Annotated in this window: 26 protein-coding genes; 18 read left to right on the forward strand and 8 right to left on the reverse strand. The window is 57.5% G+C overall.

The window, feature by feature from the left end; translation table 11 throughout:
- Positions 1–2 precede the first annotated feature (2 nt).
- From potH to ACOYA6_RS03175, 6 genes are all read left to right on the forward strand, one after another.
- Positions 3–953, forward strand: coding sequence for a putrescine ABC transporter permease PotH (gene potH, locus ACOYA6_RS03150; protein ID WP_138369480.1), 951 nt, complete (start codon positions 3–5; stop codon positions 951–953).
- Positions 950–1,795 carry a putrescine ABC transporter permease PotI gene (gene potI, locus ACOYA6_RS03155; protein WP_039029545.1) on the forward strand — a complete coding sequence of 282 codons (846 nt, stop codon included), beginning with the start codon at positions 950–952 and terminating at the stop codon, positions 1,793–1,795. Before potH ends, potI begins: the two co-directional genes overlap by 4 nt.
- 58 nt (positions 1,796–1,853) lie before the next feature.
- The gene (locus tag ACOYA6_RS03160; protein WP_138369478.1) at positions 1,854–2,342 is read left to right on the forward strand and encodes a YbjO family protein; all 489 of its coding nucleotides are present in this window, start codon (positions 1,854–1,856) and stop codon (positions 2,340–2,342) included.
- 40 nt (positions 2,343–2,382) lie between these two features.
- The gene (rlmC, locus tag ACOYA6_RS03165) at positions 2,383–3,510 is read left to right on the forward strand and encodes a 23S rRNA (uracil(747)-C(5))-methyltransferase RlmC (protein WP_422654022.1); all 1,128 of its coding nucleotides are present in this window, start codon (positions 2,383–2,385) and stop codon (positions 3,508–3,510) included.
- Between the two features lie 151 nt (positions 3,511–3,661).
- A complete protein-coding gene (locus ACOYA6_RS03170; RefSeq protein WP_422654023.1) occupies positions 3,662–4,354 on the forward strand; it encodes a response regulator transcription factor in 693 nt (230 codons plus the stop codon).
- Positions 4,351–5,805 carry a sensor histidine kinase gene (locus ACOYA6_RS03175; protein ID WP_139564638.1) on the forward strand — a complete coding sequence of 485 codons (1,455 nt, stop codon included), beginning with the start codon at positions 4,351–4,353 and terminating at the stop codon, positions 5,803–5,805. The genes ACOYA6_RS03170 and ACOYA6_RS03175 overlap by 4 nt, the downstream gene beginning before the upstream one ends.
- Positions 5,806–5,895: 90 nt before the next feature.
- On the opposite strand, the gene artJ is transcribed toward ACOYA6_RS03175, so the two are convergent.
- The 6 genes from artJ to ACOYA6_RS03205 form a co-directional block, all read right to left on the reverse strand.
- Complete coding sequence (artJ, locus tag ACOYA6_RS03180) at positions 5,896–6,627, reverse strand: arginine ABC transporter substrate-binding protein ArtJ (RefSeq protein ID WP_422654024.1); 732 nt, start codon at positions 6,625–6,627, stop codon at positions 5,896–5,898.
- A 174-nt stretch (positions 6,628–6,801) separates the two neighbouring features.
- The gene (gene artM, locus ACOYA6_RS03185) at positions 6,802–7,470 is read right to left on the reverse strand and encodes an arginine ABC transporter permease ArtM (protein WP_039029540.1); all 669 of its coding nucleotides are present in this window, start codon (positions 7,468–7,470) and stop codon (positions 6,802–6,804) included.
- The gene (gene artQ / locus ACOYA6_RS03190; RefSeq protein ID WP_032617286.1) at positions 7,470–8,186 is read right to left on the reverse strand and encodes an arginine ABC transporter permease ArtQ; all 717 of its coding nucleotides are present in this window, start codon (positions 8,184–8,186) and stop codon (positions 7,470–7,472) included. The genes artM and artQ overlap by 1 nt, the downstream gene beginning before the upstream one ends.
- A gap of 6 nt (positions 8,187–8,192) precedes the next feature.
- Positions 8,193–8,924, reverse strand: coding sequence for an arginine ABC transporter substrate-binding protein ArtI (gene artI, locus ACOYA6_RS03195; protein ID WP_139564642.1), 732 nt, complete (start codon positions 8,922–8,924; stop codon positions 8,193–8,195).
- A gap of 19 nt (positions 8,925–8,943) precedes the next feature.
- Positions 8,944–9,672, reverse strand: coding sequence for an arginine ABC transporter ATP-binding protein ArtP (gene artP, locus ACOYA6_RS03200; RefSeq protein ID WP_039029538.1), 729 nt, complete (start codon positions 9,670–9,672; stop codon positions 8,944–8,946).
- 236 nt (positions 9,673–9,908) lie between these two features.
- Entirely contained in the window at positions 9,909–10,427 is a 519-nt protein-coding gene (locus tag ACOYA6_RS03205) for a lipoprotein (protein ID WP_039029537.1), read from the reverse strand.
- A 109-nt stretch (positions 10,428–10,536) separates the two neighbouring features.
- On the opposite strand from ACOYA6_RS03205, the gene ACOYA6_RS03210 reads away from it, so the two are divergent.
- The 3 genes from ACOYA6_RS03210 to ACOYA6_RS03220 all read left to right on the forward strand — a co-directional run bounded on the left by ACOYA6_RS03210 (position 10,537) and on the right by ACOYA6_RS03220 (position 12,569).
- Entirely contained in the window at positions 10,537–10,860 is a 324-nt protein-coding gene (locus ACOYA6_RS03210; protein ID WP_039029536.1) for a heavy metal-binding domain-containing protein, read from the forward strand.
- The gene (locus tag ACOYA6_RS03215; protein ID WP_422654025.1) at positions 10,857–11,687 is read left to right on the forward strand and encodes an N-acetylmuramoyl-L-alanine amidase; all 831 of its coding nucleotides are present in this window, start codon (positions 10,857–10,859) and stop codon (positions 11,685–11,687) included. The genes ACOYA6_RS03210 and ACOYA6_RS03215 overlap by 4 nt, the downstream gene beginning before the upstream one ends.
- A 258-nt stretch (positions 11,688–11,945) precedes the next feature.
- Positions 11,946–12,569 carry a helix-turn-helix domain-containing protein gene (locus tag ACOYA6_RS03220; protein WP_039029534.1) on the forward strand — a complete coding sequence of 208 codons (624 nt, stop codon included), beginning with the start codon at positions 11,946–11,948 and terminating at the stop codon, positions 12,567–12,569.
- A 60-nt stretch (positions 12,570–12,629) separates the two neighbouring features.
- On the opposite strand, the gene ACOYA6_RS03225 is transcribed toward ACOYA6_RS03220, so the two are convergent.
- Positions 12,630–13,079, reverse strand: coding sequence for a hypothetical protein (locus tag ACOYA6_RS03225; protein WP_422654026.1), 450 nt, complete (start codon positions 13,077–13,079; stop codon positions 12,630–12,632).
- 131 nt (positions 13,080–13,210) lie between these two features.
- The gene (locus ACOYA6_RS03230) at positions 13,211–14,788 is read right to left on the reverse strand and encodes a peptidoglycan-binding protein (protein WP_422654027.1); all 1,578 of its coding nucleotides are present in this window, start codon (positions 14,786–14,788) and stop codon (positions 13,211–13,213) included.
- Positions 14,789–15,091: 303 nt separating this feature from the next.
- Between ACOYA6_RS03230 and gspC the strand changes: the two genes are divergently transcribed.
- From gspC to gspK, 9 genes are read left to right on the forward strand one after another with little or no spacing between them, the layout of a single operon-like run.
- On the forward strand, positions 15,092–15,823 hold the full coding sequence (gene gspC / locus ACOYA6_RS03235) for a type II secretion system protein GspC (RefSeq protein WP_039029635.1): 732 nt from the start codon (positions 15,092–15,094) through the stop codon (positions 15,821–15,823).
- A gap of 13 nt (positions 15,824–15,836) precedes the next feature.
- A complete protein-coding gene (gene gspD, locus ACOYA6_RS03240) occupies positions 15,837–17,747 on the forward strand; it encodes a type II secretion system secretin GspD (protein ID WP_422654028.1) in 1,911 nt (636 codons plus the stop codon).
- 11 nt (positions 17,748–17,758) lie between these two features.
- Positions 17,759–19,237: a type II secretion system ATPase GspE gene (gspE, locus tag ACOYA6_RS03245; protein WP_422654029.1), complete on the forward strand. Its 1,479-nt coding sequence runs from the start codon at positions 17,759–17,761 to the stop codon at positions 19,235–19,237.
- Positions 19,237–20,445, forward strand: a complete 1,209-nt coding sequence (gspF, locus tag ACOYA6_RS03250; protein WP_422654030.1) for a type II secretion system inner membrane protein GspF — start codon at positions 19,237–19,239, stop codon at positions 20,443–20,445. The genes gspE and gspF overlap by 1 nt, the downstream gene beginning before the upstream one ends.
- Before the next feature lie 2 nt (positions 20,446–20,447).
- Complete coding sequence (gene gspG / locus ACOYA6_RS03255; protein WP_032617298.1) at positions 20,448–20,891, forward strand: type II secretion system major pseudopilin GspG; 444 nt, start codon at positions 20,448–20,450, stop codon at positions 20,889–20,891.
- Positions 20,891–21,376, forward strand: a complete 486-nt coding sequence (gene gspH, locus ACOYA6_RS03260) for a type II secretion system minor pseudopilin GspH (RefSeq protein WP_138369469.1) — start codon at positions 20,891–20,893, stop codon at positions 21,374–21,376. Before gspG ends, gspH begins: the two co-directional genes overlap by 1 nt.
- Positions 21,369–21,749, forward strand: a complete 381-nt coding sequence (gene gspI / locus ACOYA6_RS03265) for a type II secretion system minor pseudopilin GspI (RefSeq protein WP_039029528.1) — start codon at positions 21,369–21,371, stop codon at positions 21,747–21,749. The genes gspH and gspI overlap by 8 nt, the downstream gene beginning before the upstream one ends.
- The gene (gene gspJ / locus ACOYA6_RS03270) at positions 21,746–22,417 is read left to right on the forward strand and encodes a type II secretion system minor pseudopilin GspJ (protein WP_138369468.1); all 672 of its coding nucleotides are present in this window, start codon (positions 21,746–21,748) and stop codon (positions 22,415–22,417) included. Before gspI ends, gspJ begins: the two co-directional genes overlap by 4 nt.
- Positions 22,414–23,427 (forward strand): type II secretion system minor pseudopilin GspK, encoded by a 1,014-nt coding sequence (gspK, locus tag ACOYA6_RS03275; protein WP_039029526.1) that lies wholly within the window; start codon positions 22,414–22,416, stop codon positions 23,425–23,427. The genes gspJ and gspK overlap by 4 nt, the downstream gene beginning before the upstream one ends.
- The last annotated feature ends 4 nt before the right edge of the window (positions 23,428–23,431 follow it).

Raw genomic sequence — 23,431 nt, forward strand, 5'->3', positions numbered from 1 at the left:
CCATGAACAAACCTGAACCTGCGACCCGCGCTGCGGCAGGCATTGATACCAGCTGGCTGACCCGCCTGCAGATGGCCCACGGCCGCAAGCTGGTCATCGCTATGCCCTATCTGTGGCTGATCCTGCTGTTCCTGCTGCCGTTCCTGATTGTGTTCAAAATCAGCCTGGCGGAGATGGCGCGGGCGATCCCGCCTTACACCGATCTGGTGGAGTGGGCGGACAGCCAGCTGGCGATCACCCTCAACCTGGGCAATTTCCTGCAGCTGACCGACGATCCGCTCTACTTCGACGCCTATCTGCAGTCGTTGCAGGTGGCGGCCGTCTCGACACTCTGCTGTCTGCTGCTGGCCTATCCTCTGGCGTGGGCGGTGGCCCACAGCAAACCCTCGACGCGCAACATCCTGCTGCTGCTGGTGATTCTACCTTCGTGGACCTCGTTCCTGATCCGCGTCTATGCCTGGATGGGGATCCTGAAGAACAACGGCGTGCTGAATAACGTCCTGATGTGGCTGGGGGTTATCGATCAGCCGTTGACCATCCTGCACACCAACCTGGCGGTCTATATCGGGATTGTGTACGCCTATCTGCCGTTTATGGTGCTGCCGATCTACACCGCCCTGACGCGCATCGACTATTCGCTGGTGGAAGCGGCGCTGGATCTCGGCGCCCGTCCGCTGAAAACCTTCTTCAGCGTCATTGTGCCGCTGACCAAGGGCGGAATTATCGCCGGGTCGATGCTGGTGTTCATTCCGGCGGTGGGGGAGTTCGTGATCCCGGAACTGCTCGGCGGCCCGGACAGCATCATGATTGGCCGCGTGCTATGGCAGGAGTTCTTCAATAACCGCGACTGGCCGGTGGCCTCGGCGGTGGCGATTGTGATGTTGCTGCTGCTGATCGTGCCGATCATGTGGTTCCACAAGTATCAGCAGAAACAGATGGGAGACCACGGATGAACAACTTACCGGTAGTGCGCTCTCCGTGGCGGATCCTGATCCTGGTGCTCGGCTTTACGTTCCTGTATGCGCCGATGCTGATGCTGGTGATCTACTCCTTCAACAGCTCCAAGCTGGTGACGGTGTGGGCGGGCTGGTCAACGCGCTGGTACGGCGAGCTGTTCCACGACCAGGCGATGATGAGCGCCGTGGGGTTAAGCCTGACCATTGCCGCCTGCGCGGCAACGATGGCAGCCATTCTCGGCACCATTGCCGCAGTGGTGATGGTGCGTTTCGGTCGTTTTCGCGGGGCCAACGGCTTTGCCTTTATGATCACCGCGCCACTGGTAATGCCGGACGTGATCACCGGCCTGTCGCTGCTGCTGCTGTTTGTGGCGATGGGGCACGCCATTGGCTGGCCGTCCGATCGCGGTATGCTCACCATCTGGCTGGCCCACGTCACCTTCTGTACCGCCTATGTGGCGGTGGTGATCTCCTCGCGTCTGCGCGAGCTGGACCACTCCATTGAAGAGGCGGCAATGGATCTTGGGGCGACGCCGCTGAAGGTGTTTTTCATCATCACCCTGCCGATGATCATGCCAGCGGTGATCTCCGGCTGGCTGCTGGCGTTTACCCTGTCGCTGGACGATCTGGTGATCGCCAGCTTCGTCTCCGGCCCGGGGGCCACCACGCTGCCGATGCTGGTCTTTTCCAGCGTGCGCATGGGGGTAAACCCGGAGATCAACGCCCTGGCGACGCTGATTCTGGGCGTGGTCGGCATCATCGGCCTGATCGCCTGGTATCTGATGGCGCGGTCTGAAAAACAGCGTCAGCGCGATATCCAGCGTGCAAGACGCGGCTGAAGCTCCTAAAATCTGCAGAGAAGCGTAATTGGATGCCGCGTTAACGCGGCATCGTTTCATGGAAGACATCACGTTGGGATTTTTCACGAAAACAAGCCGGTCACATGCCCGTCTGAACGTTCCTGCCCTGGTGCAGGTGGCGGCGCTCGCCATTATCATGATCCGCTGTCTCGATGTATTTATGATTTTCAACACTTTGGGCATGCGCGGGCTGAGCGAGTTTATCCACCGCAGCGTGCAGACGTGGAACCTGACCCTGGTCTTTTTCGCCAGCCTGATGCTGGTGTTTATCGAAATCTACTGCGCCTTTTCGCTGGTCAAAGGGCGTAACTGGGCGCGGATCCTCTACCTGCTGACCCAGATTGTCGCCACCGGCTACCTGTGGGCCGCGTCGCTGGGCTACGGCTATCCCGAGCTGTTCAGCATTCCCGGCGAGTCCAGAGGCGAGATCTTCCGCACCCTGGTGATGCAAAAACTGCCCGACCTGCTGGTGCTCGGCCTGCTGTTTGTGCCTGCGGCCAGCCGACGGTTTTTCAATCTGCAATAACGTGTATAATCGCTGCCCCCAGACGTATTAAGGTTTCGTTATGCAGTGCGCACTCTATGACGCCGGTCGCTGTCGCTCCTGTCAGTGGATTGAACAGCCGGTCTCTTCTCAGCTTTCCGCCAAAATGGCCGACCTCCGGACCTTGCTGTCCGGGATGCCGGTGGCGGAGTGGTGCGCGCCGGTCAGCGGGCCGGAGCAGGCGTTTCGCAATAAAGCCAAAATGGTGGTCAGCGGCAGCGTCGAAAAACCGCTGTTCGGCATGCTGCACCGGGACGGTACTCCTGTCGATCTCACCGACTGCCCGCTCTATCCGGCCTCGTTTGCCCCCATCTTTGCCGTCCTGAAACCCTTTATCGCCCGCGCGGGTCTTACGCCCTACAACGTCGAACGTAAGCGCGGCGAGCTGAAATACCTGCTGCTCACTGAGAGCCAGCTTGATGGCGGGATGATGCTGCGCTTCGTCCTGCGCTCAGAGGCCAAACTGCCCCAGCTCCGCGCGGCCCTGCCGTGGCTGCAACAGCAGTTGCCGCAGCTGAAGGTGATCGCTGCCAATATTCAGCCGGTGCATATGGCGATTATGGAAGGCGAGGAGGAGATCTTCCTCACCGACGCCGAGGCGCTGGCGGAGCGTTTTAACGATGTGCCGCTGTGGATCCGCCCGAAGAGCTTCTTCCAGACTAACCCGACCGTCGCCAGCCAGCTGTACGCCACGGCGCGCGACTGGGTACGTCAGTTACCGGTTAACCATATGTGGGATCTCTTCTGCGGCGTCGGCGGCTTTGGCCTGCACTGCGCCACCCCGCAGATGCAGCTTACCGGGATCGAAATCTCCGCCGAGGCGATCGCCTGCGCCACCCAGTCGGCCACAGAGCTGGGGTTAACGAACTTGCACTTCCAGGCGCTCGACTCCACGCAGTTCGCCACCGGGCAGGGCAGCGTACCGGAGCTGGTGCTGGTCAACCCGCCGCGTCGCGGCATCGGCAAGGCGCTCTGCGACTACCTGAGCCAGATGGCGCCGCAGTTTATTATCTACTCCAGCTGCAATGCCCGGACGATGGCGAAAGACATTGGCGATCTGCCCGGTTATCGGGTTGAACGGGTGCAGCTGTTCGATATGTTCCCGCATACCGCCCACTATGAAGTACTCACGTTATTAGTGAAGTCCTGAGGAACCGCCCGGCGGCGCTACGGGTTTTGTAGGCCGGGTAAGGCGCAGCCGCCACCCGGCAAACCCCCGCACAATGTTAAACAAAATGTGAACGTTTCCCGCCGTAGAAATCAGGTAAGCTTTAGCTGTTAAGATTCAATAAGGCTGACCGATGAAGCAGATCCTGCTGGTAGAAGATGACGGCGATATCGCCGCGTTACTGCGTCTCAATTTAGAAGACGAAGGTTACGTGATTACCCACGAGGCGGACGGGGGCAGGGCGCAGCAGCTGCTCGGACAATCCCACTGGGACGCGGTGATCCTCGATCTGATGCTGCCCAACGTTGATGGGCTGACCCTCTGCCGGGCGATCCGCGCCCGGGACCACTATCTGCCGGTGATTATCATCAGCGCCCGCAGCAGCGAAACCGAGCGCATTCTGGGCCTCGAAACCGGGGCCGATGACTATCTGGCGAAACCCTTCTCGGTGCAGGAGCTGGTGGCGCGCATCAGGGCGCTGTTCCGCCGTCAGCAGGCGATGGGGCAGCAAACTTCCGGGCTTATCAACGCCCACGGGCTGACCATCGACCCGCTGGCCCGCAGCGTGCTGCTGCGTGGCGAGGTGATAGACCTCACGCCGCGGGAATTCGATCTCCTCTACTTTTTCGCCCGTCATCCCGGGGAGGTCTTCTCCCGCCTGGCCCTGCTTGAGCAGGTGTGGGGATACCAGCACGAAGGGTACGAGCACACCGTCAACACCCACATCAATCGCCTGCGGGTAAAAATCGAGAGAGACGCCGCCGAGCCGGAGATCATCCGCACCGTCTGGGGCAAAGGCTATCTGTTTGCGGAACGTCCGCTATGATCCGCCGCCTCACTCTGCTGTTTATTCTTCTGCTGACGGGCTGTGCGGCGGTGGCCTGCGCGGTGCAGCTCTGGACCAGCATGCAGTACGGCAACGCCATGGTGCAGCGCCTCTCCGGCGGGCTGGCACAGCATATCGCCCAGCGGGAAACGCTGCTGGATGCCAACGGCCAGGTCGACCGCACCCGGCTCAAGCCGCTGTTTGACCGCCTGATGACTTACAACCCAAGCGTGGAGCTCTACGTCCTCTCACCGGACGGGCAGATCCTCGCCGATGCTGCGCCGCCGGGGCACATCAAACGGCAGAAGCTCGCCGTTGCGCCGGTACAGCAGTTCCTGAGCGGCGGGATGATGCCGGTCTACGGGGACGATCCGCGCAGCCTGACCGGGGAGAAGGTCTTCAGCGCCGTGCCGCTGCATCAGGACGGCGTGCTGCGCGGCTATCTGTATATCGTTTTGCAGGGGGAAGAGCTGAACGCTCTGGCGGAGCAGGCGTGGCAGAAAACGCTCTGGAGCACGGTGCTCTGGTCGCTGCTGCTGGTGGCGCTCTTTGGCGCGCTGGCGGGCGGGCTGGTCTGGTACTGGGTGACCCGGCCCGTGAAGCAGTTAACCGACGAGGTGAGCGGCCTGGATCGCGAAAGTATGCACGTTATCAAGCAGCTCGCCACCCAGCCCCTGCAGGCCGCGCCCTCTGACGAAGTGGCCCTGCTGCGCAATACCTTTATCGAGCTGGCGCAGCAGATTGCCAGCCAGTGGGATCAGCTGGCCGACAGCGACCGGCAGCGCCGGGAGTTTATCGCCAATATCTCCCACGACCTGCGCACACCCCTGACCTCACTGCTGGGGTATCTGGAAACCCTGTCGCTGAAATCCGGCACCCTGTCCGCGCAGGAGACGCAGCACTATCTCTCCATTGCCCTGCGTCAGGGCCATAAGGTTCGCCATCTGTCGCAGCAGCTGTTTGAGCTGGCGCGCCTTGAGCACGGCAGCATCAAGCCTCAGCGCGAACGCTTTGCCATTGGGGAGCTTATCTCCGACGTGGCGCAAAAGTTTGACCTGGCGGTGGAGACGCGCCAGCTTCGGCTGCATATCGACGTGCCGCGCCAGCTGCCGATGATCAATGCCGATCTGTCGATGATCGAACGGGTGGTCACCAATCTGCTGGATAACGCGATTCGCCATACGCCGCCGGGGGGCGAAATCGGGCTTAAAGTGTGGCTGGAGGGTGAGCAGTTGCAGGTTGAAGTCAACGACAGCGGACCGGGGGTGGAGGAACACCTGCGCGATGCGCTCTTTATGCGGCCGTCAGCGCTGAGCCAGCAGGCGTCGAGGGATAATCGCGGCGGGCTGGGGCTGTTGATTGTCAAAAGAATGCTGGAGCTACACGGCGGGGGGATCAGGCTGATGGAGGCGGCGAAAGGGGCGCGTTTTCGCTTCTATGTGCCGCTTTGAGTAATGCCGGGTGGCGCTACGCTTACCCGGCCTACAAAACCGCACCGTACGTAGGCCGGGTAAGGCGTAGCCGCCACCCGGAAATCAATCTTACTGCGGGAACCACTGGTCGCTGATTTTCTGATACGTGCCGTCGGCTTTAATCGCTTTCAGTGCGCCGTTCAGTTTCTCCACCAGGGCTTTATTGTCCGGACGCACAGCGATGCCCAGACCGGTGCCGAAGTACTGCGGATCGGTCACTTTATCGGTAGCGGTACCCAGCTGCGGGTTGGTTTTCAGCCACTCATTCACCACAGCGGTGTCACCGAACACGCCATCGATACGGCCATTTTTCAGGTCGATAATTGCGTTCTGGTAGCTGTCATAGGCCACGGTTTTCACTTCCGGGTGCTTATCCTGCAGGTATTTCTGGTGCGTGGTGCCGTTTTCCATGCCGATGCGCTTGCCTTTCAGCTGCTCAAAGGAGGTGTACTGGCCTTTTTTGGCGATCACCACCGCATAGTTGGCGTAGTATGGTTCGGTAAAGGCAACCTGCTTGCTACGCTCCGGAGTGATGTCCATACCGGAGATCACCGCGTCATATTTTTTGAATTTCAGGGCCGGGATCAGGCTGTCAAAGGCGTGGTTAGTAAAGGTGCACTCGGCCTGCATCTGGGTACAGAGCGCTTTTGCCAGGTCGATATCAAAACCGACGATCTGGTTGCTGGCATCCAGCGATTCAAACGGTGGATACGTCGCAGAAACACCGAAGCTGATCTTGTCGGCGGCAGAGGCGCCAGCGGCGAAGGTAGCGAGTAAAGCGGCCAGAACTAACTTTTTCATTATGAAGCTCCCGTCTGTCAATCTTGTCATTATATGCCGTGTCTGCGGCTGAACGTCACAATGCCATTTAATGAATTTATATGCAATAAAAATGATTAAATATTTTTTGAGGAATAAAAAAAGACGGACAGTGGTTAGACTTGTCCGTCTTTCTTAAATCAAACTTATGCAGTTTTAATTGCGGCGTTCGAAGGCCAGCGCCCGGCGTTCGACTAAACGCATCAGCAGGGTCAGCAGGCCGTTGACGATGAGATAGATAATGCCGGCAGCGCCAAACACCATCACATCGTATGTCCGTCCGTACAGCAGCTGTCCGTGACCCATCACCTCCATCAGGGTGATGGTATAGGCCAGCGACGTGCTCTTGAACACCAGCACCACTTCGTTGGAGTACGAAGAGAGCGCGCGTTTGAACGCGTACGGCAGCAGGATCGCCAGCGTGTCTTTCTTGCTCATCCCCAGCGCGCCGCAGGACTGCCACTGTCCGTCCGGAATAGCGCGGATCGCGCCGTAGAACAGCTGCGTGGTATAGGCGGCGCTGTTCAGCGACAGGGCGAGCAGGGCGCACAGCCACGGCTCGGAGAGCAGATGCCACAGCACCGGATATTCCTGCAGCGTCGGGAACTGGCCCGGGCCGTAGTAAATCAGGAAGATCTGCACCAGCAGCGGCGTGCCGGTAAACAGGGTGATGTAGCCGCGCACGATCCACACCAGCACCGGCGTTTTCAGCGTCAGGATGATGGTGAAAATCAGCGCCAGGATCAGCGCCACGATAATCGAGGCCACCGTCAGCGTCAGGCTGGTGTGCAGCCCTTTCATCAGTTCGGGTAAATACTCAAGCATCAGCCTGGTCTCCGTTCAAAACGCGTCGCACGCAGGTCAATACGCTTGAGGATGTACTGACTGAGCAACGTGATCACCAGGTAGATGGCCGCCGCCACGATGTACCAGGTAAAGGGCTCCTGGGTACGGGTGGCAATGCTTTTGGTCTGCAGCATCAGGTCGTTAACGCTGATTAAGCTCACCAGCGCGGTATCTTTCAGCAGCACCAGCCACTGGTTGCCGAGCCCCGGCAGGGCATGACGCCACATCTGCGGCATCACCAGACGGAAGAAAATCGCGGTTTTCGACAGCCCCAGCGCCTGACCGGACTCCCACTGTCCCACCGGCACCGCTTTCAGCGCACCGCGCAGGGTTTGCGAGGCGTAGGCGGAATAGAGCAGGGAGAGGGCGATCACGCCGCACAGGAACGGGCTGACGTCGAAGTTTTCGATCTGCATCTGAATCGGGATTTGCACCACGCCCAGGTTGAGCGTAAAGCCGTCCGACAGCATCAGCAGCAGCTGCGAAGAACCAAAGTAGATAAACAGCACCACCAGGATTTCCGGCAGGCCGCGCAGCAGGGTCACCAGTGCTGAGCCGGTCCAGGCGACAGGTCGCCACTTAGCCGACTCCCACACGGCAAAGATCATCGCCAGCACCAGGCCGATAATCAGCGCACAAACGGCAAGGCCGACGGTCATCCCGGCGGCGCTTGCTAATGGAAAAATTTCGTTCATCAGATCTTACTTCTGGAACCATTTGTTGTAGATGGAATCGTAGGTCCCATCTTTCTTCACTTTTTCCAGCGCAGTGTTGAATTTCTGCTGCAGCTCGGTGTTGCCCTGACGGACAGCAATGCCGAGACCGGTGCCGAAGTAGTCTTTATCCGTCACTTTATCGCCCACCGCGGCCAGCTTGTCGTTCGCTTTCAGCCATTCGGTCACTACAGCGTTGTCACCAAAGACGGCATCAATACGGCCATTCTGCAGATCCAGACGGGCGTTCTGATAGCTGTCGTAAGGCACGGTAGTGATTTCCGGGTGCTTATCCATGATGAATTTCTGGTGCGTAGTGCCGTTCTGCACGCCCACTTTCTTGCCTTTCAGCGCGTCGATAGAGGCGTATTTACCCTTCTGGCCGATGAACAGCGCGGAGTTTTCATAGTAAGGGGTGCTGAACAGAACCTGCTTTTCACGTTCCGGGGTGATGTCCATACCGGCCATGACCGCGTCGATACGGCGGAATTTCAGGCTTGGGATCAGGCTGTCGAAAGACTGGTTAGCGAAAGTACAGGTGGCGTCGATCTCTTTACACAGGGCGTTAGCCAGATCCACATCAAAGCCGACAATCTTGTTATTCGCATCCATAGATTCAAACGGAGGGTAGGAGGCTTCGGTTGCAAAACGAATGGTCTGAGCTGCGGTGGCAGAGAGGCTAACGCTTGCAAGCAGCGCGGCAATCACTATTTTTTTCATTGTCGTTCTCTCGATTCGATTAGTGAGACAGATAATTTCTGAATGCGTCGGTCTGCGGCTCGGCAAAGCAGCGCGCATCCCCTTGCTCCACGATATGACCGTTTTCCATATAGACCACACGGCTGGCGGTTTTACGCGCCACTTCCACTTCGTGGGTCACGATCACCTGGGTAATGTTGGTCTCCGCCAGTTCGCGAATAATGCTGACGATCTGGGCGGTGATTTCCGGGTCCAGCGCGGCGGTCGGTTCGTCAAACAGCAGAACCTGCGGCTCCATCATCAGGGCGCGGGCGATGGCCACACGCTGCTGCTGACCGCCGGAGAGGTGCAGCGGATAACGGTCGCTGTAGGGCTTCAGGCGCAGACGCTCCAGCAGCTTCTCGGCACGCGCCAGCGCCTGCTCTTTTGACAGGCCCAGCACGCGGCAAGGCGCTTCAATCAGGTTTTGCTGCACGGTGAGGTGCGGCCAGAGATTATATTGCTGAAACACCATGCCGACGTTCTGGCGCAGATCGCGGATCGCTTTCTCAGAGGGCGCTTTAGCAAAATTAAAGTGATTACCCGCGATATCCAGGGTTCCGGAGCGGGGCATTTCAAGCAGATTGAGGACGCGAAGCAGCGAACTTTTACCCGCGCCGCTTGGGCCTAACAGCACCAGCGTCTCGCCCTCAGGGCAATTGAGTGTGATGTCGAACAGCGCCTGGTGTGCGCCGTAGAAGCAGTTAATGCCGTTTAGTTGAATACTCATCGGGGCAGTCTTTACTCATCCAGGCAATCTATAGCAATTGAGGCCGCAAATAGTACCGTTGACAGAATAGTTATGCAATATAACTGCGTTAAAAGTTAAATATAAACCGTATCTATCCCTAAACATAGCACAAAATAGCGGAAGGCAATGTCGGCGAGAATAAATGTCGGCATTCCTCACGAAATGCCAGACATTTTACGGGGTTTTACCGGCTTAACGGGTTGAAGCGCGCCCGTTTAGCGGTTTTCAATCGACTGGCGCAGCGTGCCGGCCGGGGCATGGACGCTGCCGCCGAGGTAGCGCACGTCGTCGATCGCCCAGCACTGCCCTTCGCGGATCATCAGCACTTCATCCTGCCAGGTCTGGCTGCCCTGCGTCAGCTTGACGCGCAGGGGAATATTGCGCGCATCGGTATTCGGGATGGTCGAGGCGCTGGAGACTTCGGCCTTTTCAGGGGCGGTGGTGCGGCTGGAGAACGGATCGTCTTTCAGCAGGCTGCTGTGCTGCGGATCGCGGCTGGCATCGCTCAGCAGCTGGGCCAGATTATCGCTCAGGTACGGGCGCAGGGCGGTGAAGTCGTTGCTGCGGTGCGTAATGCGGTAGTCATAGAATTGTTGAGCCACGGCATCCGGCCCGCCGGTAATGCAGCTGCCGCTGCGGGTACCGATGTCCTTAAAGGCCGGGGTGACTGGCGTAGTGCAGGCGCTGAGCAGCAGCGCGCAAGGCACTAAAAGCGTCAAAGCAGAATAGCGCATGATGATTTCCTTATGAGGCTGCAATAATTAACTAACCTTTAAATGATAGCGTAACGAGCAGATAATGGTTTTGTTCTTAAACGGTTAGGTAGGTAACACGGAGACGAAAATGCAATTTTCAACCACCCCCACTCTGGAAGGACAACCCATCAGCGAATACTGCGGCGTGGTAACCGGTGAAGCGATTCTCGGCGCCAACGTCTTCCGCGATTTTTTTGCCGGGATCCGCGATATCGTCGGCGGCCGCTCCGGCGCATATGAAAAAGAACTGCGTAAAGCCCGTGAAATCGCCTTTAAGGAGATGGGTGAGCAGGCGAAAGCCATGGGTGCCGACGCCGTTGTGGGCATCGATATCGACTACGAAACCGTCGGCAAAGACGCCAGCATGCTGATGGTCAGCGTCAGCGGTACGGCGGTGAAAACGCGCCGATGAAGCAGGCATTTGCGCCCGTCCTGCTGGCCCTGCTGCTGGCAGGCTGTGCGGCAGAAAAAGGGATTGTTGAAAAAGGGGCCTATGAGCTGGATACCCGGCGACAGGCCCAGGCGGCCTATCCGCGCATCAAGGTGCTGGTTATTCACTACACCGCCGACGATTTTGACAGCTCTCTGGCGACGTTGACCGATAAAAACGTCAGCTCCCACTATCTGATCCCGGCGATCCCGCCTCTGTATAAAGGAAAGCCGCGGATCTGGCAGCTGGTGCCGGAGGGCTCCCTGGCCTGGCATGCCGGGGTCAGCTTCTGGCGTGGCGCCACGCGTGTTAATGACACCTCTATTGGCATTGAGCTGGAGAACCGCGGCTGGCAAAAAATTGACGGGCAGAAACGCTTTGTGCCCTTCGAACCGGCGCAAATCGCCGCCCTGATCCCGCTGGCGAAGGATATTATTCAGCGTTACGACATCAAACCGCAGAACGTGGTGGCCCATGCGGACATCGCCCCGCAGCGCAAAGACGATCCGGGGCCGCTGTTCCCCTGGCAGGCGCTGGCGCAGCAGGGGATTGGCGCCTGGCCGGATCCCGCCCGGGTGGCGTTTTACCTGAACGGGCAACCGCCTTACCAGCCCGCGGACAGTGCTGCGCTGCTGAGTTTATTATCCCGCTATGGCTATGATGTGCCAGATAATATTTCACAAGCACAGCAGAAGCGGATAATTATGGCCTTTCAAATGCACTTCAGACCGCAATTATGGAATGGTGTAGCTGATATAGAAACAATTGCCATCGCTGAAGCATTATTAGAGAAATACGGACAGGGTTAATCCTTCAAAAAACCGCTTCTTGCGTATTTTTATCTTATTTTTCTTGAGATTAATCTTAAGTTCAATCTCGATTCATTTTTAGTTAATTGACTTAAATTTACCCGAATATAATATGTACACATAGCTTGCTAAGCAATTTGGCAAAGTAAATATTATTTGAGAGTAAATCTCACCCAAAAAACTTCTAAGAATTTATCCGGTGTGACTTTTCTGGCGCAGCGGTTCGCTTTATCCATAAAAATTGAAACAGGCATAATAATGTTAAACGTATATTGTAAAAATAGTCGCCCGGAAAAGGCGATTGACGCAATTATTGCTGCTACAGCAGATTACCCCGATAAAACGTTAAAGAAATGGCAGAAGATTATTACCGCCGATTCTGAATACGTGCACGTTATGATCAGCGGCGAAATAGAAATTCGCCGACGCTCTGATGAATTGAGCATGTTTACCATGCGCAAAGCCGGTTTTTTAGGGATCTCCACTATCTATAACAGAGCATCACACATGTACGGCCTGGTCCGCGACACCACCGTTATCCGCACCATCAAACGTGAAGAGTTTGAACGTATTATCAGCGAGAAAAACCTGTGGCCAGAGTTCAGCCAGCTCCTCATCTGGTATATCGACGTGCTGAGTAAGCGCGATGACATCCTGGTTGCCCGCAGTGCGTATTCCGTGGTTCGTGAGTTCCTTATCGAAATAAATGAACTCATTGTTCACCAGAATCGCGATATTAACGTTTACGATTACATTCAGGAATACACCAGCCTGGCACGCAGCACCATTATTAAAATTCTCTCAGACCTGAAAAAAGGTCACTATATTGTGGTCGAGAAAGGTAAATTGAAAAATATTACCAGCCTGCCAGAACGCTACTGATTATCTGCTAAGAATCTCCATTGGGTAACGCCGGTGGGGATTTTTTTAGCATATGAGTATCTATATTTTCGTTTTTAACGCTGCCGTCTGGTTTATCACCCGATTATCCGTCTCTGTGTCGGATTGCGTCTCATCCACCGGTTCATCCGGCACTTTCCCCTGCGAAATATCCTGCTGCTGTTCTTTTAACGCTTCCATAAACCGCTCTTTTAACGACACGGAATCTGTCTCTTGTTCAGCACCATGGACATCGGGCAAGGGTTCACTGGAAATATCACTGTCCGGGGCTTGCTGCCAGTCTGAAGATTTATCCATGTCAGGATCGTCTGATGGCATCGGCGGCGCGGTATATTTTTCTGGTACAGGTTTCGGCTCAGGGAACGGTTTTGAAACATACACATAATGCATATCGGAAAGCTGCGTATCCGGCTGCACGACGTTAACCGGTTTTGGCTCTGGTGCCGGATGCCGCAGATTCCAGTAAATATGGGCGTACAGCCCGGCGATCAAAATCGCCCCCAGGCAGCACAGGCAGGCCAGGGTTCTGAGCAGTATTTTATTGATTGAGGGGAGGCGGTAGGAGAACCATACCGCCTCGCCGGTATTAAAGCTGCGCTGTGCAGCGAGGCAAATAGTAGACATTATTGCGTTTTTCCTTTCGCCAGGGTGTGGGTCGCGGTGTCTGCGGTCGGCGTCAGTATCGTCGGCGTCGTGTTATTCACCCGCATCAGCTGCATCAGGGTCTCTTCACCCGGCATGCCGTCAACGTTCAGCTGGGTCTGCGCCTGGAATTCGCGGGTGCGCTTCACCAGCGCCTGCGTCCAGGATTGGGCATGGGTTTCAGGCTCATGCAGCGCCTGGCTGAGTTGCGTATCGATCCAGGCCAGATCCTTGCTGCTGCTGGCGGCTCCGACTTCATCCTGTCCTGCCGGCGTCAGTCGGTGCAATAAGGTGTAATTCCCGGTGGCGTGGGCGTTAAACCAGCTGCGCTTCACCTGCCAGGTACGATTGTTCATCAGGAGATCAAGGGAATCCGCGCCTACTCGCGCGACGACCGCATAGTTGAGGTGATCCCCGGTTCGCAGCTCGCTCACCCACGGATACCCCTCTTTTTCCAGCGCCGTCAGCGCGGCGTTCCCCTGTTTACAGGCGAGATTCACCCGGGCGGCATTCTGGCAGAGCGCCTCTTCTGAGGAAGGATCGTAGCCCCACATGGTGTAGAGCTGATGCATGGCGTCCGGTGAATTGACCACCTCTTTCTCAAGCGTCGGCACGACCGGCGCTTTTTGCGTATGGACAGGCTGTTTCCAGCTCACGGGCACCGGCAGGTGCACAGGGAGTTTTGCCGTGATGGCGGATGAGAAGTACCAGCCGCTGGCGGCAAACAGCACGCTGGCGAACAGGCCAACCGTCGCCAGGGTTTTGCCGTGCGTCTTACGCGGCAGCACTTCGCCCGCCGCCAGACGTAAATGACGGGCTCCCACCGCAGGGGCGCGCTCGGTCCAGGCCGCCAGCAGCGACAGGTGTGCCAGCGCGTTCAGCTTGCTCATCGACCCTTTGGTCAGGGCATGCATCCGGCGCACGCGGGCAGGAATAAAGGGCGAGGTTTCGGCCCCGTGCTCCTCGGCCTGCGCCTGAACATAGCTCAGCACTTCGCGGCAGGTAAGCGGGCGCAGGGTATGGCGGGTATGCACCCGGGACGCGAGGCCAGAGTTGTTCATCAGGCGCGCTTCCTGGTCCGGGGTACCGGTCAGGACCAGCGTCAGCGACAGACCAGACTCCTGCGCCCGGGAGAGCAGCATGCCCAGCGCTTCCCAGCAGTTATCCCTCATCGCCTGTACCGCCGCGACAGTCAGGACCAGACCGGATTTTTTACAGGACGGATATTTCTCCTGCCACTGGCGCAGCACACCGTCAATGGCGTGAATTTTGTTGCTGGCATCTTTTGCCTGGGCGCTGAGTTTATACAGCAGGCCTTTCGCGTTCAGTTTCGGAAAAGCATTAACCGCCACCCCGGCGGCGCTTTTCGCCAGCAGGTGAGCGGTGAAGGTGTTCAGCAGCTCCTCGTCATCGCCAAACAGCGCCACAATGCCAGGCACGGTCGATTTCTCTGCCAGCATGCCGAAGACATCCTGATGATAAGGCGCAAAGAATGTGCCGCAGGGGCGGGCTGCGCTCCTGAAGGGGTGGCGGGTAAATTTAAAATGACTGAGGAACATAACGCTTCACCGTTGTATTTCATTGACCAAATGTCAGGCAGGAAAGTAAGGGAAGGGGAGAAGGGGGTCAATTTTGCCCGAGGAGAAAAATAACCTGTGCTGATTGGCTAACATCGGTTATTTGCTGGGTCAATAATTTTCTTTATTAAAGTTAACGGCGAACCCGATGGAGCGGGAGGCACATCATTATTACTATTTCCGGGTTTTCAGGTGCAGCGCCAGGCTGCTGATCCCTGCATTGACTAAAAGGTCAGTTTTAAAATGAAAATGCAGTTCTATTCCCGATATATTGCGCCCTGCGTGATGTTTGTCCTGCTGATATTCAGCGGCCAGCAGGGGTATGTCGTTTTTAAAGAGTATAAAAAGGTGGCTGATTCCGATCCGGATAACGCGTCCGCGCAGTCCCGTACGCAGCAGGCAGAGCAGGCCTTTGCTCTTTTCCAGCCTGCGGTTAACCAGGCGGTGACGCAGCAGGTGGCGAAAAAGAGCCTTTCGGCTGAGGTCGACGGCATTATCAGCAGCGACGAGGCGTGGCTTTCTTTCGCCGTCATCAAAACGCCTGGCGGACAGAAGAGTCTGCGTGAAGGCGACCCCCTTCCGGGCTACAGCGATGCGTTTATAGAAGAGATTAATAGCGACAACGTGGTGGTGAATTACGAAGGCGACCGGCAGGTGCTGGCGTTAAAACGCCCGGACTATTTTAAAGGCGATATTAATCCCTCTCCGGCAATAAAGCCGAAAATCGATGCCGGGGCCGATAATTTACATCTCGACGATTATTTAGTGCTGAAGCCTTATATCGAAAAGGGTCAGCTCGAGGGCTATCAAATAAAGCCCAAAAATGCCTCCTCCTTTTTTAGCCATAGCGGGCTGGAAAAGGGCGATGTGGTAGTGAAAGTGAACGCCGTCGATATGACGCGAGCGGAGCAGGCGAAAAGTATTATCGCCAGCTGGTCGAAAATGAGAGAAGCGGAAGTCGTAGTCAGACGCCACGCTCACCTTGAAAATATTCGGGTTAATGTTTTAACCAATTAACAAGTGTAATGAGATGAAGAAATTTCCCTGGGCATGTATTGCGCTGACAGCCGCCTCTTTTATTTCCAGTTCCGTGATGGCGGCGAACTTTAGCGCCAGTTTTAAGAACACCGATATTCGCGAATTTATCGATACGGTAGGCCGTAACCTGAATAAAACGATCCTCGTCGATCCGTCCGTTCAGGGCAACGTCTCGGTGAAGACCTATAACGTGCTGACGGAGGATGAGTATTATCAATTCTTCCTGAGCGTGCTGGATCTGTATGGCCTGTCGGTGATCCCGATGGATAACGGCATGGTGAAAGTGGTGCGCTCCACGGTGGCGCGCACTGCGGGCGTACCGCTGGCGGACAGTAAAAACCCCGGCAAAGGGGATGAGATCATCACCCGCGTGGTGCGGATGGAAAACGTGCCGGTGCGTGAGCTGGCGCCGCTGCTGCGCCAGCTGAACGACGCTTCCGGCATTGGTAACGTGGTCCATTTTGAGCCCTCCAACGTGCTGCTGCTGACCGGTAAAGCCTCGGTGGTGAACCGGCTGGTGGATCTGGTGGAGCGCGTGGATCGCTCCGGCATGCAGCGTCGCGAGATTGTCCCGCTGCGCTATGCCTCGGCCAAAGAGCTCTCCGACATGTTGAATAACCTCAACAACGAAGAGCAGAAAGGCCAGAACGCGCCGCAGCTGGCGACGAAAGTGGTGGCCGATGACGAGACCAACAGCCTGGTGATCAGCGGCTCGGAAGATGCCCGCTCGCGAACCCGCTCGCTGGTGAATCAGCTCGATCGCGAGCAGAACAACGAAGGCAATACCCGCGTCTTCTACCTGAAATATGCCAGCGCCAGCAAAGTGGTGCCGGTACTGACCGGGATTGGCGAGCAGCTGAAAGACAAAGCCCCGGCGGCGAAAAGCAAAACGGCGAGCACCAACAGCGATCTGAATATTACCGCCGACGAAGCCACCAACTCACTGGTGATCACCGCCCAGCCTAACGTGATGAACTCGCTGGAAAAAGTGATCGACAAGCTCGATATCCGCCGTCCGCAGGTGCTGGTGGAAGCGATCATTGCCGAAGTGCAGGACGGCAACGGCCTCGACCTGGGCGTGCAGTGGACCGGCAAACATGGCGGCGTGCAGTTTGGCGCCACCGGTATGCCAATCAGCCAGATCAAGAGCGGCGCCATCAAAGGGGCCAGCTTTACTGGCCTGGCGACCGGCTTCTTTAACGGTGACTTTGGCGCGCTGATGACCGCTCTTGCTACCGACGGTAAAAACGACATTCTCTCCACCCCGAGCGTGGTCACCCTGGATAACAAAGAGGCGTCGTTTAACGTCGGTCAGGACGTGCCGGTGCTGTCCGGTTCCCAGACCACCAGCGGCGATAACGTCTTTAACTCGGTGGAGCGTAAAACGGTCGGTACCAAGCTGAAAATCGTTCCCCAGATCAACGACGGCGACATTATTCATCTGAAGATCGAGCAGGAAGTCTCCAGCGTTGACGCCAGCGCGACGGAAGACGCCAGCCTCGGCCCAACCTTCAACACCCGTACCATCAACAACGAAGTGATGGTGCACAGCGGGCAGACGGTGGTTCTCGGCGGATTAATGGAGAACGTCACCAAGCAAAACGTTTCGAAAGTGCCGCTGCTGGGGGATATTCCGCTGGTGGGGCAGCTGTTCCGCTACACCTCACAGGATACGTCGAAACGTAACCTGATGGTCTTTATCCATACCACCGTCCTGCGTGACGACGACAGCTACAGCGCGTCGTCGAAAGAGAAATATGACCAGATCCGCGCGCGCCAACAGCAGCGTATGGAAGAGAAAAAGCTGGGCATTATTTCCAATAATGATAACGCGGTGCTGCCGGCCTACCCGTCTAAGGGCTCCGCCACCACGGCGGCCACACGCAATCCGTTTAAAGAGTAAGGGGGTGGCAGATGGATGAACTCAGCAACGCCTTATGCACCAGCAGCTTTGCCAAGGATAACGGCGTCCTGTTTTATCAGGATCAGGTCTATGTCCGGGACGATGCCCCGGCGTTTGCCCTGCTGGAGATGCGCCGGGTGCTGGCACGCTCCTTTACGCCGGTCATCCTGACGCCGGAGGCCTTTGACGAGATGCTGGCCAAAATCTGGCAGCAGAACAGCGGCGTCTCCCAGCAGCTGGTGGATGATATGGACGCCGATATCGATCTGATGGCGCTCACCGAGGAGATCCCCGACAACGAGGATCTGCTGGATAACGACGAAAACTCGCCGGTGATCCGCCTGATCAACGCCATTCTGGGCGAGGCGGTGAAAGAGGGCGCGTCGGATATTCATATTGAAACCTTCGAGCGCACGCTGAGCATCCGTTTTCGCGTCGACGGCGTGCTGCGCCCGGTGCTGCAACCGGCGCGCAAACTTGCGCCGCTGCTGGTGTCGCGCATCAAGGTGATGTCGAAGCTCGATATCGCCGAAAAGCGTCTGCCGCAGGATGGGCGTATTTCGCTGCGTATCGGGCGTAAAGCCATCGACGTGCGTGTCTCCACTATTCCCTCGCAGTACGGCGAGCGGGTGGTGATGCGTCTGCTCGATAAAAGTAATCTTAAGCCGGACATTAACAAGCTGGGTCTGATAGACGAAGAGCTACAGCAGCTGAAGGGACTGATTGGCCGTCCGCACGGCATTATCCTGGTCACCGGCCCGACCGGTTCCGGGAAAAGTACCACCCTGTACGCCATTCTGTCGGCGCTGAACGGGCATGAGCGCAATATCCTCACCGTTGAAGATCCCATCGAGTATGAACTGGAAGGGGTGGGGCAGACCCAGGTCAACCCGCGCGTGGACATGACCTTTGCCCGCGGGCTGCGCGCGATCCTGCGCCAGGACCCGGACGTGGTGATGATCGGTGAAATCCGTGACGGCGAAACCGCGCAAATTGCGGTGCAGGCCTCGCTCACCGGCCACCTGGTGATGTCCACGCTGCACACCAACAGCGCGGCAGGGGCCATCACCCGTCTGCGCGACATGGGGCTGGAGTCATTTTTGATCGGTTCATCGTTGCTCGGTGTCATTGCCCAGCGTCTGGTGCGTCGGCTGTGCGTGCACTGCCGGACCACCAGTCCGCTGGACGCCAATGAGAAAGCGCTGTTCAGCTTTATGGACGCGCCGCCAAAAGCGATTTACCGCGCCGTGGGCTGCGAGCACTGCCGCCAGAGCGGGTATCAGGGCCGCGCCGGGATCCACGAGTTCCTGGTGGTAGACAGCACTATGCGCCGGGCGATTCATGAAGATAAAGATGAAATGGCCATCGAGACCGAGCTGTTCAGACAGGCCTACAGCCTGCGCGAAAACGGCCTGCTGAAGGTCATCTACGGCGTTACCTCGCTGGAAGAGGTGATGCGCGTCACCGCCGAGCGCGGGGGAGATGAATAATGGCGTGGTATGCGTGGACGGCCACCAGTGCGGCGGGGAAAACCCAGCGCGGCACCCTGCAGGCCGAGGGGCCAAAGCAGGTTCGCCAGATCTTGCGCGAGCAAAAGCTGATGCCGGTGAGCATCACGCCAACCCGGGAGCCCTCCACTGCCGGGAGCGCGCAGAAGGGGATCAAACTCTCCACCCCGGTGCTGTCGATGTTTACCCGCCAGCTGGCGACGCTGGTGAACGCCGCCTTGCCGCTGGAGAGCGCCCTGAAGGCAATTGCGAAGCAGTCGGAAGATAAAAAGCTGGCGGCGATGGTGAGCGAGATCCGCGACAAAGTGGTGGAAGGGCATACGCTGTTCGACGCCTTCAGCCAGTTTCCGCGCACCTTCGACAAACTCTACTGCACCCTGGTGATGGCCGGGGAGAAAACCGGTCATCTCGGCGACGTGCTGGAAAAACTGGCGGAGTACAACGAGCAGCGTCAGAAGATGAAAAGCAAGCTCAGCCAGGCGATGGTCTACCCCATCACCCTGACGGTGGTGGCGGTGGCGGTGATCTGCATCCTGCTGGTGGCGGTGGTACCGCAGGTGATCGAGCAGTTTACCCATATGAAACAGCAGCTGCCGATCACCACCCGCACGCTGATCGCGGTGAGTGATTTTCTGCAGGCATACGGCATCTACATTGGCGGCGGGCTTGTCGCCGGATTTATCGGCTTTAAAAGCTGGCTGAAGAACGCGAAAAATCGCTTTCTCTGGCACCGCTGGCTGGTTAACGCCTCGCCAATCAAAAAACTGGTATGCGCCATCAACAGCGCGCGCTACATCCGCACCCTGAGCATCCTGCAGGCCAGCAGCGTGCCGCTGCTGGAGGGGATGTATATCGCCATGGACGGGATTGAAAACCTCCATGCCCGTCAGGTGCTGGAGCAGGCGGCGGACACCGTGCGCCAGGGAGCATCGTTATATGCCGCGCTGGAGCAGGCGAAATTATTCCCGCCCACCATGCTGTACATGATCGCCTCTGGCGAAGAGAGCGGCGAGCTGGGCAACCTGATGGACAGGGCAGCTGAAAACCAGGAGTCCGCATTACAGCATCGAATTACCTTAACGCTGTCGGTATTTGAACCGGCGCTGGTGGTCTCTATGGCGACCATTGTTCTGTTTATTGTGATGTCAATATTACAACCGCTTCTGCAACTTAATAATATGGTAGGTTAATCATGGCGATGAAACGTAAAAACCTGGCACGCCAGGCGGGCTTTACTTTGCTCGAATTAATGGTGGTGATTGTTATTCTCGGCGTGCTGGCCAGTATGGTGGTGCCCAATTTAATGGGGAATAAAGAGAAAGCCGATACCCAGAAAGCCACCAGCGATATTGTCGCCCTGGAAGGTTCGCTGGATATGTACAAGCTGGATAACCACCGTTATCCCACCACGGAACAGGGCCTGCAGGCGCTGGTCACCAAACCTGAAATCGCGCCAATCCCGAACGGCTACCGCGCCGATGGCTATATTCGCCGTCTGCCGCAGGATCCCTGGGGCAGCGATTATATTCTGGTGAGCCCGGGCGAGCATGGCGCCATCGACGTATTTTCCGCAGGGCCGGATGGCGAAGCCAATACCGCAGACGATATTACCAACTGGTCATTTGATAAAAAATAATGAACAGGCAACGCGGCTTTACCCTGCTGGAAATTATTCTCGCGCTGGTGATATTCGCCAGCTGCGCCATGATGGTGGTTTCCACAATACCGTCGCGCAGCGGTGCGGATATATTTGGCCAGCAATTAAAAGCCGTTGTTGAATATGGTTCCGATCGTGCGGTAATGGACGGAAATATCCTGGGGCTGGTCATCACGACGGATAAATATCAGCTGATGACGCTGGAAGAAAAAAACGGCGAACGCCGCTGGGTTCCGCTGGCGCAACGACGTATCAACACTGGGGGTGATTTCCCGGAGGAGATGCACGTTTCGCTCACCCCGCAGCGTCTGGCCGCGACCCCTGATGCCGAACCGCAGATCGTCTTTTTACCGGACGGCGAGATGAGCCGTTTCACCCTGACGTTACAGAGCGCCGATAAAGAGCACCACTTCCGGGTGGTGTCCCAGGGCGCGCCACCGGTTACGGTAGAAAACGATGGCTAAACCTGATGCATCGCAGCGCGGCATGACGCTGCTGGAGGTGATGGTCGCTCTGGTGATCTTCTCCACCGCCGCGCTGGCGCTCATGAACTCGGTCTCCCTGAACGTGCGTTTTACTCACGGTCTTGCCGATACCCTGCAGGCCAGCTGGGTCGCCGAGAATCAGCTCGCCGAAGCGCAGCTCACCAAAAGCGAGTTTCCCGATGCAGAGCAGAAGGGGACCGAGCTGATGGGCGGGCGCAACTGGACCTGGCACATGCAGCGGGTTAAAACCGCCGATAAGCGCTGGGCGGATGAGATCCTGGTCTATGCCGAAGGGGATGAGAGCCAGCCGGTTGTGGCGATGCGGGTTCTGCCGCCGGGAGAGGAAAAGTGAAAAAACGGCAGAATCAGCGCGGGTTTACGCTGCTGGAGATCATGATTGCCCTGACCATTTTTGCGGTGATCAGCACGCTCGCCTGGCAGATCCTCGATGGCGCAATGCGCACCAGCAACGCCACCGATCGCAGCGCGACCCGGCTCAATCAGATCCAGCGCGCCTGGAGCCTGCTGGAGCGTGATTTTTTTCAGCTGCAGGCCCGGGCACCGCGCAATGAACCCGAAGTATTTCGCCAGGACGATAACGCGATTGAGCTGACCACCCTCAACGGCGTCAGCGGCAACGTTCAGTTAGAGCGGGTGCGCTGGCGCTTTGAAGATCACCGGCTGTGGCGTGACGTATGGCCGACGATAGACAGCCCGGCGGGCGTCAAACCGGAAGAGGTGCCGATTGTCTCTGAGGTGAAAGCCGTTCAGTGGCGGTTTTTCAGCGAATCATGGCAAAAGCGCTGGAGTGAAAGCGCGCATCAGCCGGATGGCGTTGAGCTGACGCTGACCATGGAGAGCGGTGATACCTGGCGCTGGGTCTTTACCACCCCGGGCGACATGCCGCAGCCGCAGGTCGCCGTAAAAGAAGCAGAGAAACCTGCTGATAAACCAGAAGGCGCACCGCCTGAGGCCGCGCCAGAACAGGCCGCAGAACCCGCGCCGGGGAGCCAGCCATGAGTCAAAACACGCTGAAACAGCAGCGGGGTGTCGCCCTGCTGGTGGTGCTGATCCTGCTGGTGCTGATGTCGGCGCTGGCATCGAAAATCAGCCAGCAGTTCAGCCGTAATCTGCAGAAAACTCACTATCAGGTGAGTCAGCAGCAGCTGCGCTGGGCAATTCAGCGCCAGGAGCAGGCGGTGAAAGAGCGGTTGCAGACCGCCGCCAGCGGCGAGAATCCTCTGGAGCCGGACGGCGAATGGCATCAGCCCCTTGAGACACAGGGGGAGTTTTACACGGTGGTGAGCCAGGTTGAGGATGCCCAGGACTGCTTTAACGTCAATAACCTGCTTACCGAGGAGAAGATGGCGAAAGAGCAGGCTGCGTCACCCTTGCCGGAGAAATCGTCTGAACAGCTGACGGTCGAGCAGCTGCTGGCCGACGCCGGACTGGATCAGACCACCGCGGAGCAGGTTTATCAGCAGCTGGTGGACTATCTGGATGGCGACAGCGTCACGGCGAAAGAGGCACAGGAGACCGACGCCTGGGCTGGCGTTCAGCCCGCGCGCCTACCGGCCAACCAGATGATGCGCAACATCAGTGAAATCAGGCTGCTGCCGGCATTCCCGGCGGCGGCCTATGCCAAAGTCAGCGCGCTGCTGTGTGCCCTGCCGGACGCCAGCAGCAAAATTAACGTCAACACCCTCAAGCCGGAGCAGGCGAAGCTGCTGGCGGCGCTGTTTGCGGGAAAACTGACGGAGGACGACGCTACCCGGCTGCTCGCCGCACGCCCGGAAGCGGGGTGGGAAAACATGGAGGCCTTCAGCAAGGCGCTGGAGCAAAACTTCCCGCAGCTGAAGGATGATTTAACTCAGGTTGCCGAACGGGTGGCCGTTAACAGTCGCTACTTCCGGGTCAACTACACCGGCAACACCGACGATTTAACGCTGCGCGTGGTCAGCCAGCTTCAGGTAAACACTGAAGCGGGCGAGATCGTCACGTGGCAGCGTCGTTACCGAATGATTGAATAACAAA

It is taken from the genome of Leclercia barmai (genome assembly GCF_049312895.1).
GTDB lineage: Bacteria > Pseudomonadota > Gammaproteobacteria > Enterobacterales > Enterobacteriaceae > Enterobacter > Enterobacter barmai.

What these genes read in the sequence shown, in the direction of transcription:
- potH (WP_138369480.1), top strand. Translation starts at nt 3, where the DNA reads ATGAACAAACCTGAACCTGCGACCCGCGCTGCGGCAGGCATTGATACC.
- potI (WP_039029545.1), top strand. Translation starts at nt 950, where the DNA reads ATGAACAACTTACCGGTAGTGCGCTCTCCGTGGCGGATCCTGATCCTG.
- ACOYA6_RS03160 (WP_138369478.1), top strand. Translation starts at nt 1,854, where the DNA reads ATGGAAGACATCACGTTGGGATTTTTCACGAAAACAAGCCGGTCACAT.
- rlmC (WP_422654022.1), top strand. Translation starts at nt 2,383, where the DNA reads ATGCAGTGCGCACTCTATGACGCCGGTCGCTGTCGCTCCTGTCAGTGG.
- ACOYA6_RS03170 (WP_422654023.1), top strand. Translation starts at nt 3,662, where the DNA reads ATGAAGCAGATCCTGCTGGTAGAAGATGACGGCGATATCGCCGCGTTA.
- ACOYA6_RS03175 (WP_139564638.1), top strand. Translation starts at nt 4,351, where the DNA reads ATGATCCGCCGCCTCACTCTGCTGTTTATTCTTCTGCTGACGGGCTGT.
- artJ (WP_422654024.1), bottom strand. Translation starts at nt 6,627, where the DNA reads ATGAAAAAGTTAGTTCTGGCCGCTTTACTCGCTACCTTCGCCGCTGGC.
- artM (WP_039029540.1), bottom strand. Translation starts at nt 7,470, where the DNA reads ATGCTTGAGTATTTACCCGAACTGATGAAAGGGCTGCACACCAGCCTG.
- artQ (WP_032617286.1), bottom strand. Translation starts at nt 8,186, where the DNA reads ATGAACGAAATTTTTCCATTAGCAAGCGCCGCCGGGATGACCGTCGGC.
- artI (WP_139564642.1), bottom strand. Translation starts at nt 8,924, where the DNA reads ATGAAAAAAATAGTGATTGCCGCGCTGCTTGCAAGCGTTAGCCTCTCT.
- artP (WP_039029538.1), bottom strand. Translation starts at nt 9,672, where the DNA reads ATGAGTATTCAACTAAACGGCATTAACTGCTTCTACGGCGCACACCAG.
- ACOYA6_RS03205 (WP_039029537.1), bottom strand. Translation starts at nt 10,427, where the DNA reads ATGCGCTATTCTGCTTTGACGCTTTTAGTGCCTTGCGCGCTGCTGCTC.
- ACOYA6_RS03210 (WP_039029536.1), top strand. Translation starts at nt 10,537, where the DNA reads ATGCAATTTTCAACCACCCCCACTCTGGAAGGACAACCCATCAGCGAA.
- ACOYA6_RS03215 (WP_422654025.1), top strand. Translation starts at nt 10,857, where the DNA reads ATGAAGCAGGCATTTGCGCCCGTCCTGCTGGCCCTGCTGCTGGCAGGC.
- ACOYA6_RS03220 (WP_039029534.1), top strand. Translation starts at nt 11,946, where the DNA reads ATGTTAAACGTATATTGTAAAAATAGTCGCCCGGAAAAGGCGATTGAC.
- ACOYA6_RS03230 (WP_422654027.1), bottom strand. Translation starts at nt 14,788, where the DNA reads ATGTTCCTCAGTCATTTTAAATTTACCCGCCACCCCTTCAGGAGCGCA.
- gspC (WP_039029635.1), top strand. Translation starts at nt 15,092, where the DNA reads ATGTTTGTCCTGCTGATATTCAGCGGCCAGCAGGGGTATGTCGTTTTT.
- gspD (WP_422654028.1), top strand. Translation starts at nt 15,837, where the DNA reads ATGAAGAAATTTCCCTGGGCATGTATTGCGCTGACAGCCGCCTCTTTT.
- gspE (WP_422654029.1), top strand. Translation starts at nt 17,759, where the DNA reads ATGGATGAACTCAGCAACGCCTTATGCACCAGCAGCTTTGCCAAGGAT.
- gspF (WP_422654030.1), top strand. Translation starts at nt 19,237, where the DNA reads ATGGCGTGGTATGCGTGGACGGCCACCAGTGCGGCGGGGAAAACCCAG.
- gspG (WP_032617298.1), top strand. Translation starts at nt 20,448, where the DNA reads ATGGCGATGAAACGTAAAAACCTGGCACGCCAGGCGGGCTTTACTTTG.
- gspH (WP_138369469.1), top strand. Translation starts at nt 20,891, where the DNA reads ATGAACAGGCAACGCGGCTTTACCCTGCTGGAAATTATTCTCGCGCTG.
- gspI (WP_039029528.1), top strand. Translation starts at nt 21,369, where the DNA reads ATGGCTAAACCTGATGCATCGCAGCGCGGCATGACGCTGCTGGAGGTG.
- gspK (WP_039029526.1), top strand. Translation starts at nt 22,414, where the DNA reads ATGAGTCAAAACACGCTGAAACAGCAGCGGGGTGTCGCCCTGCTGGTG.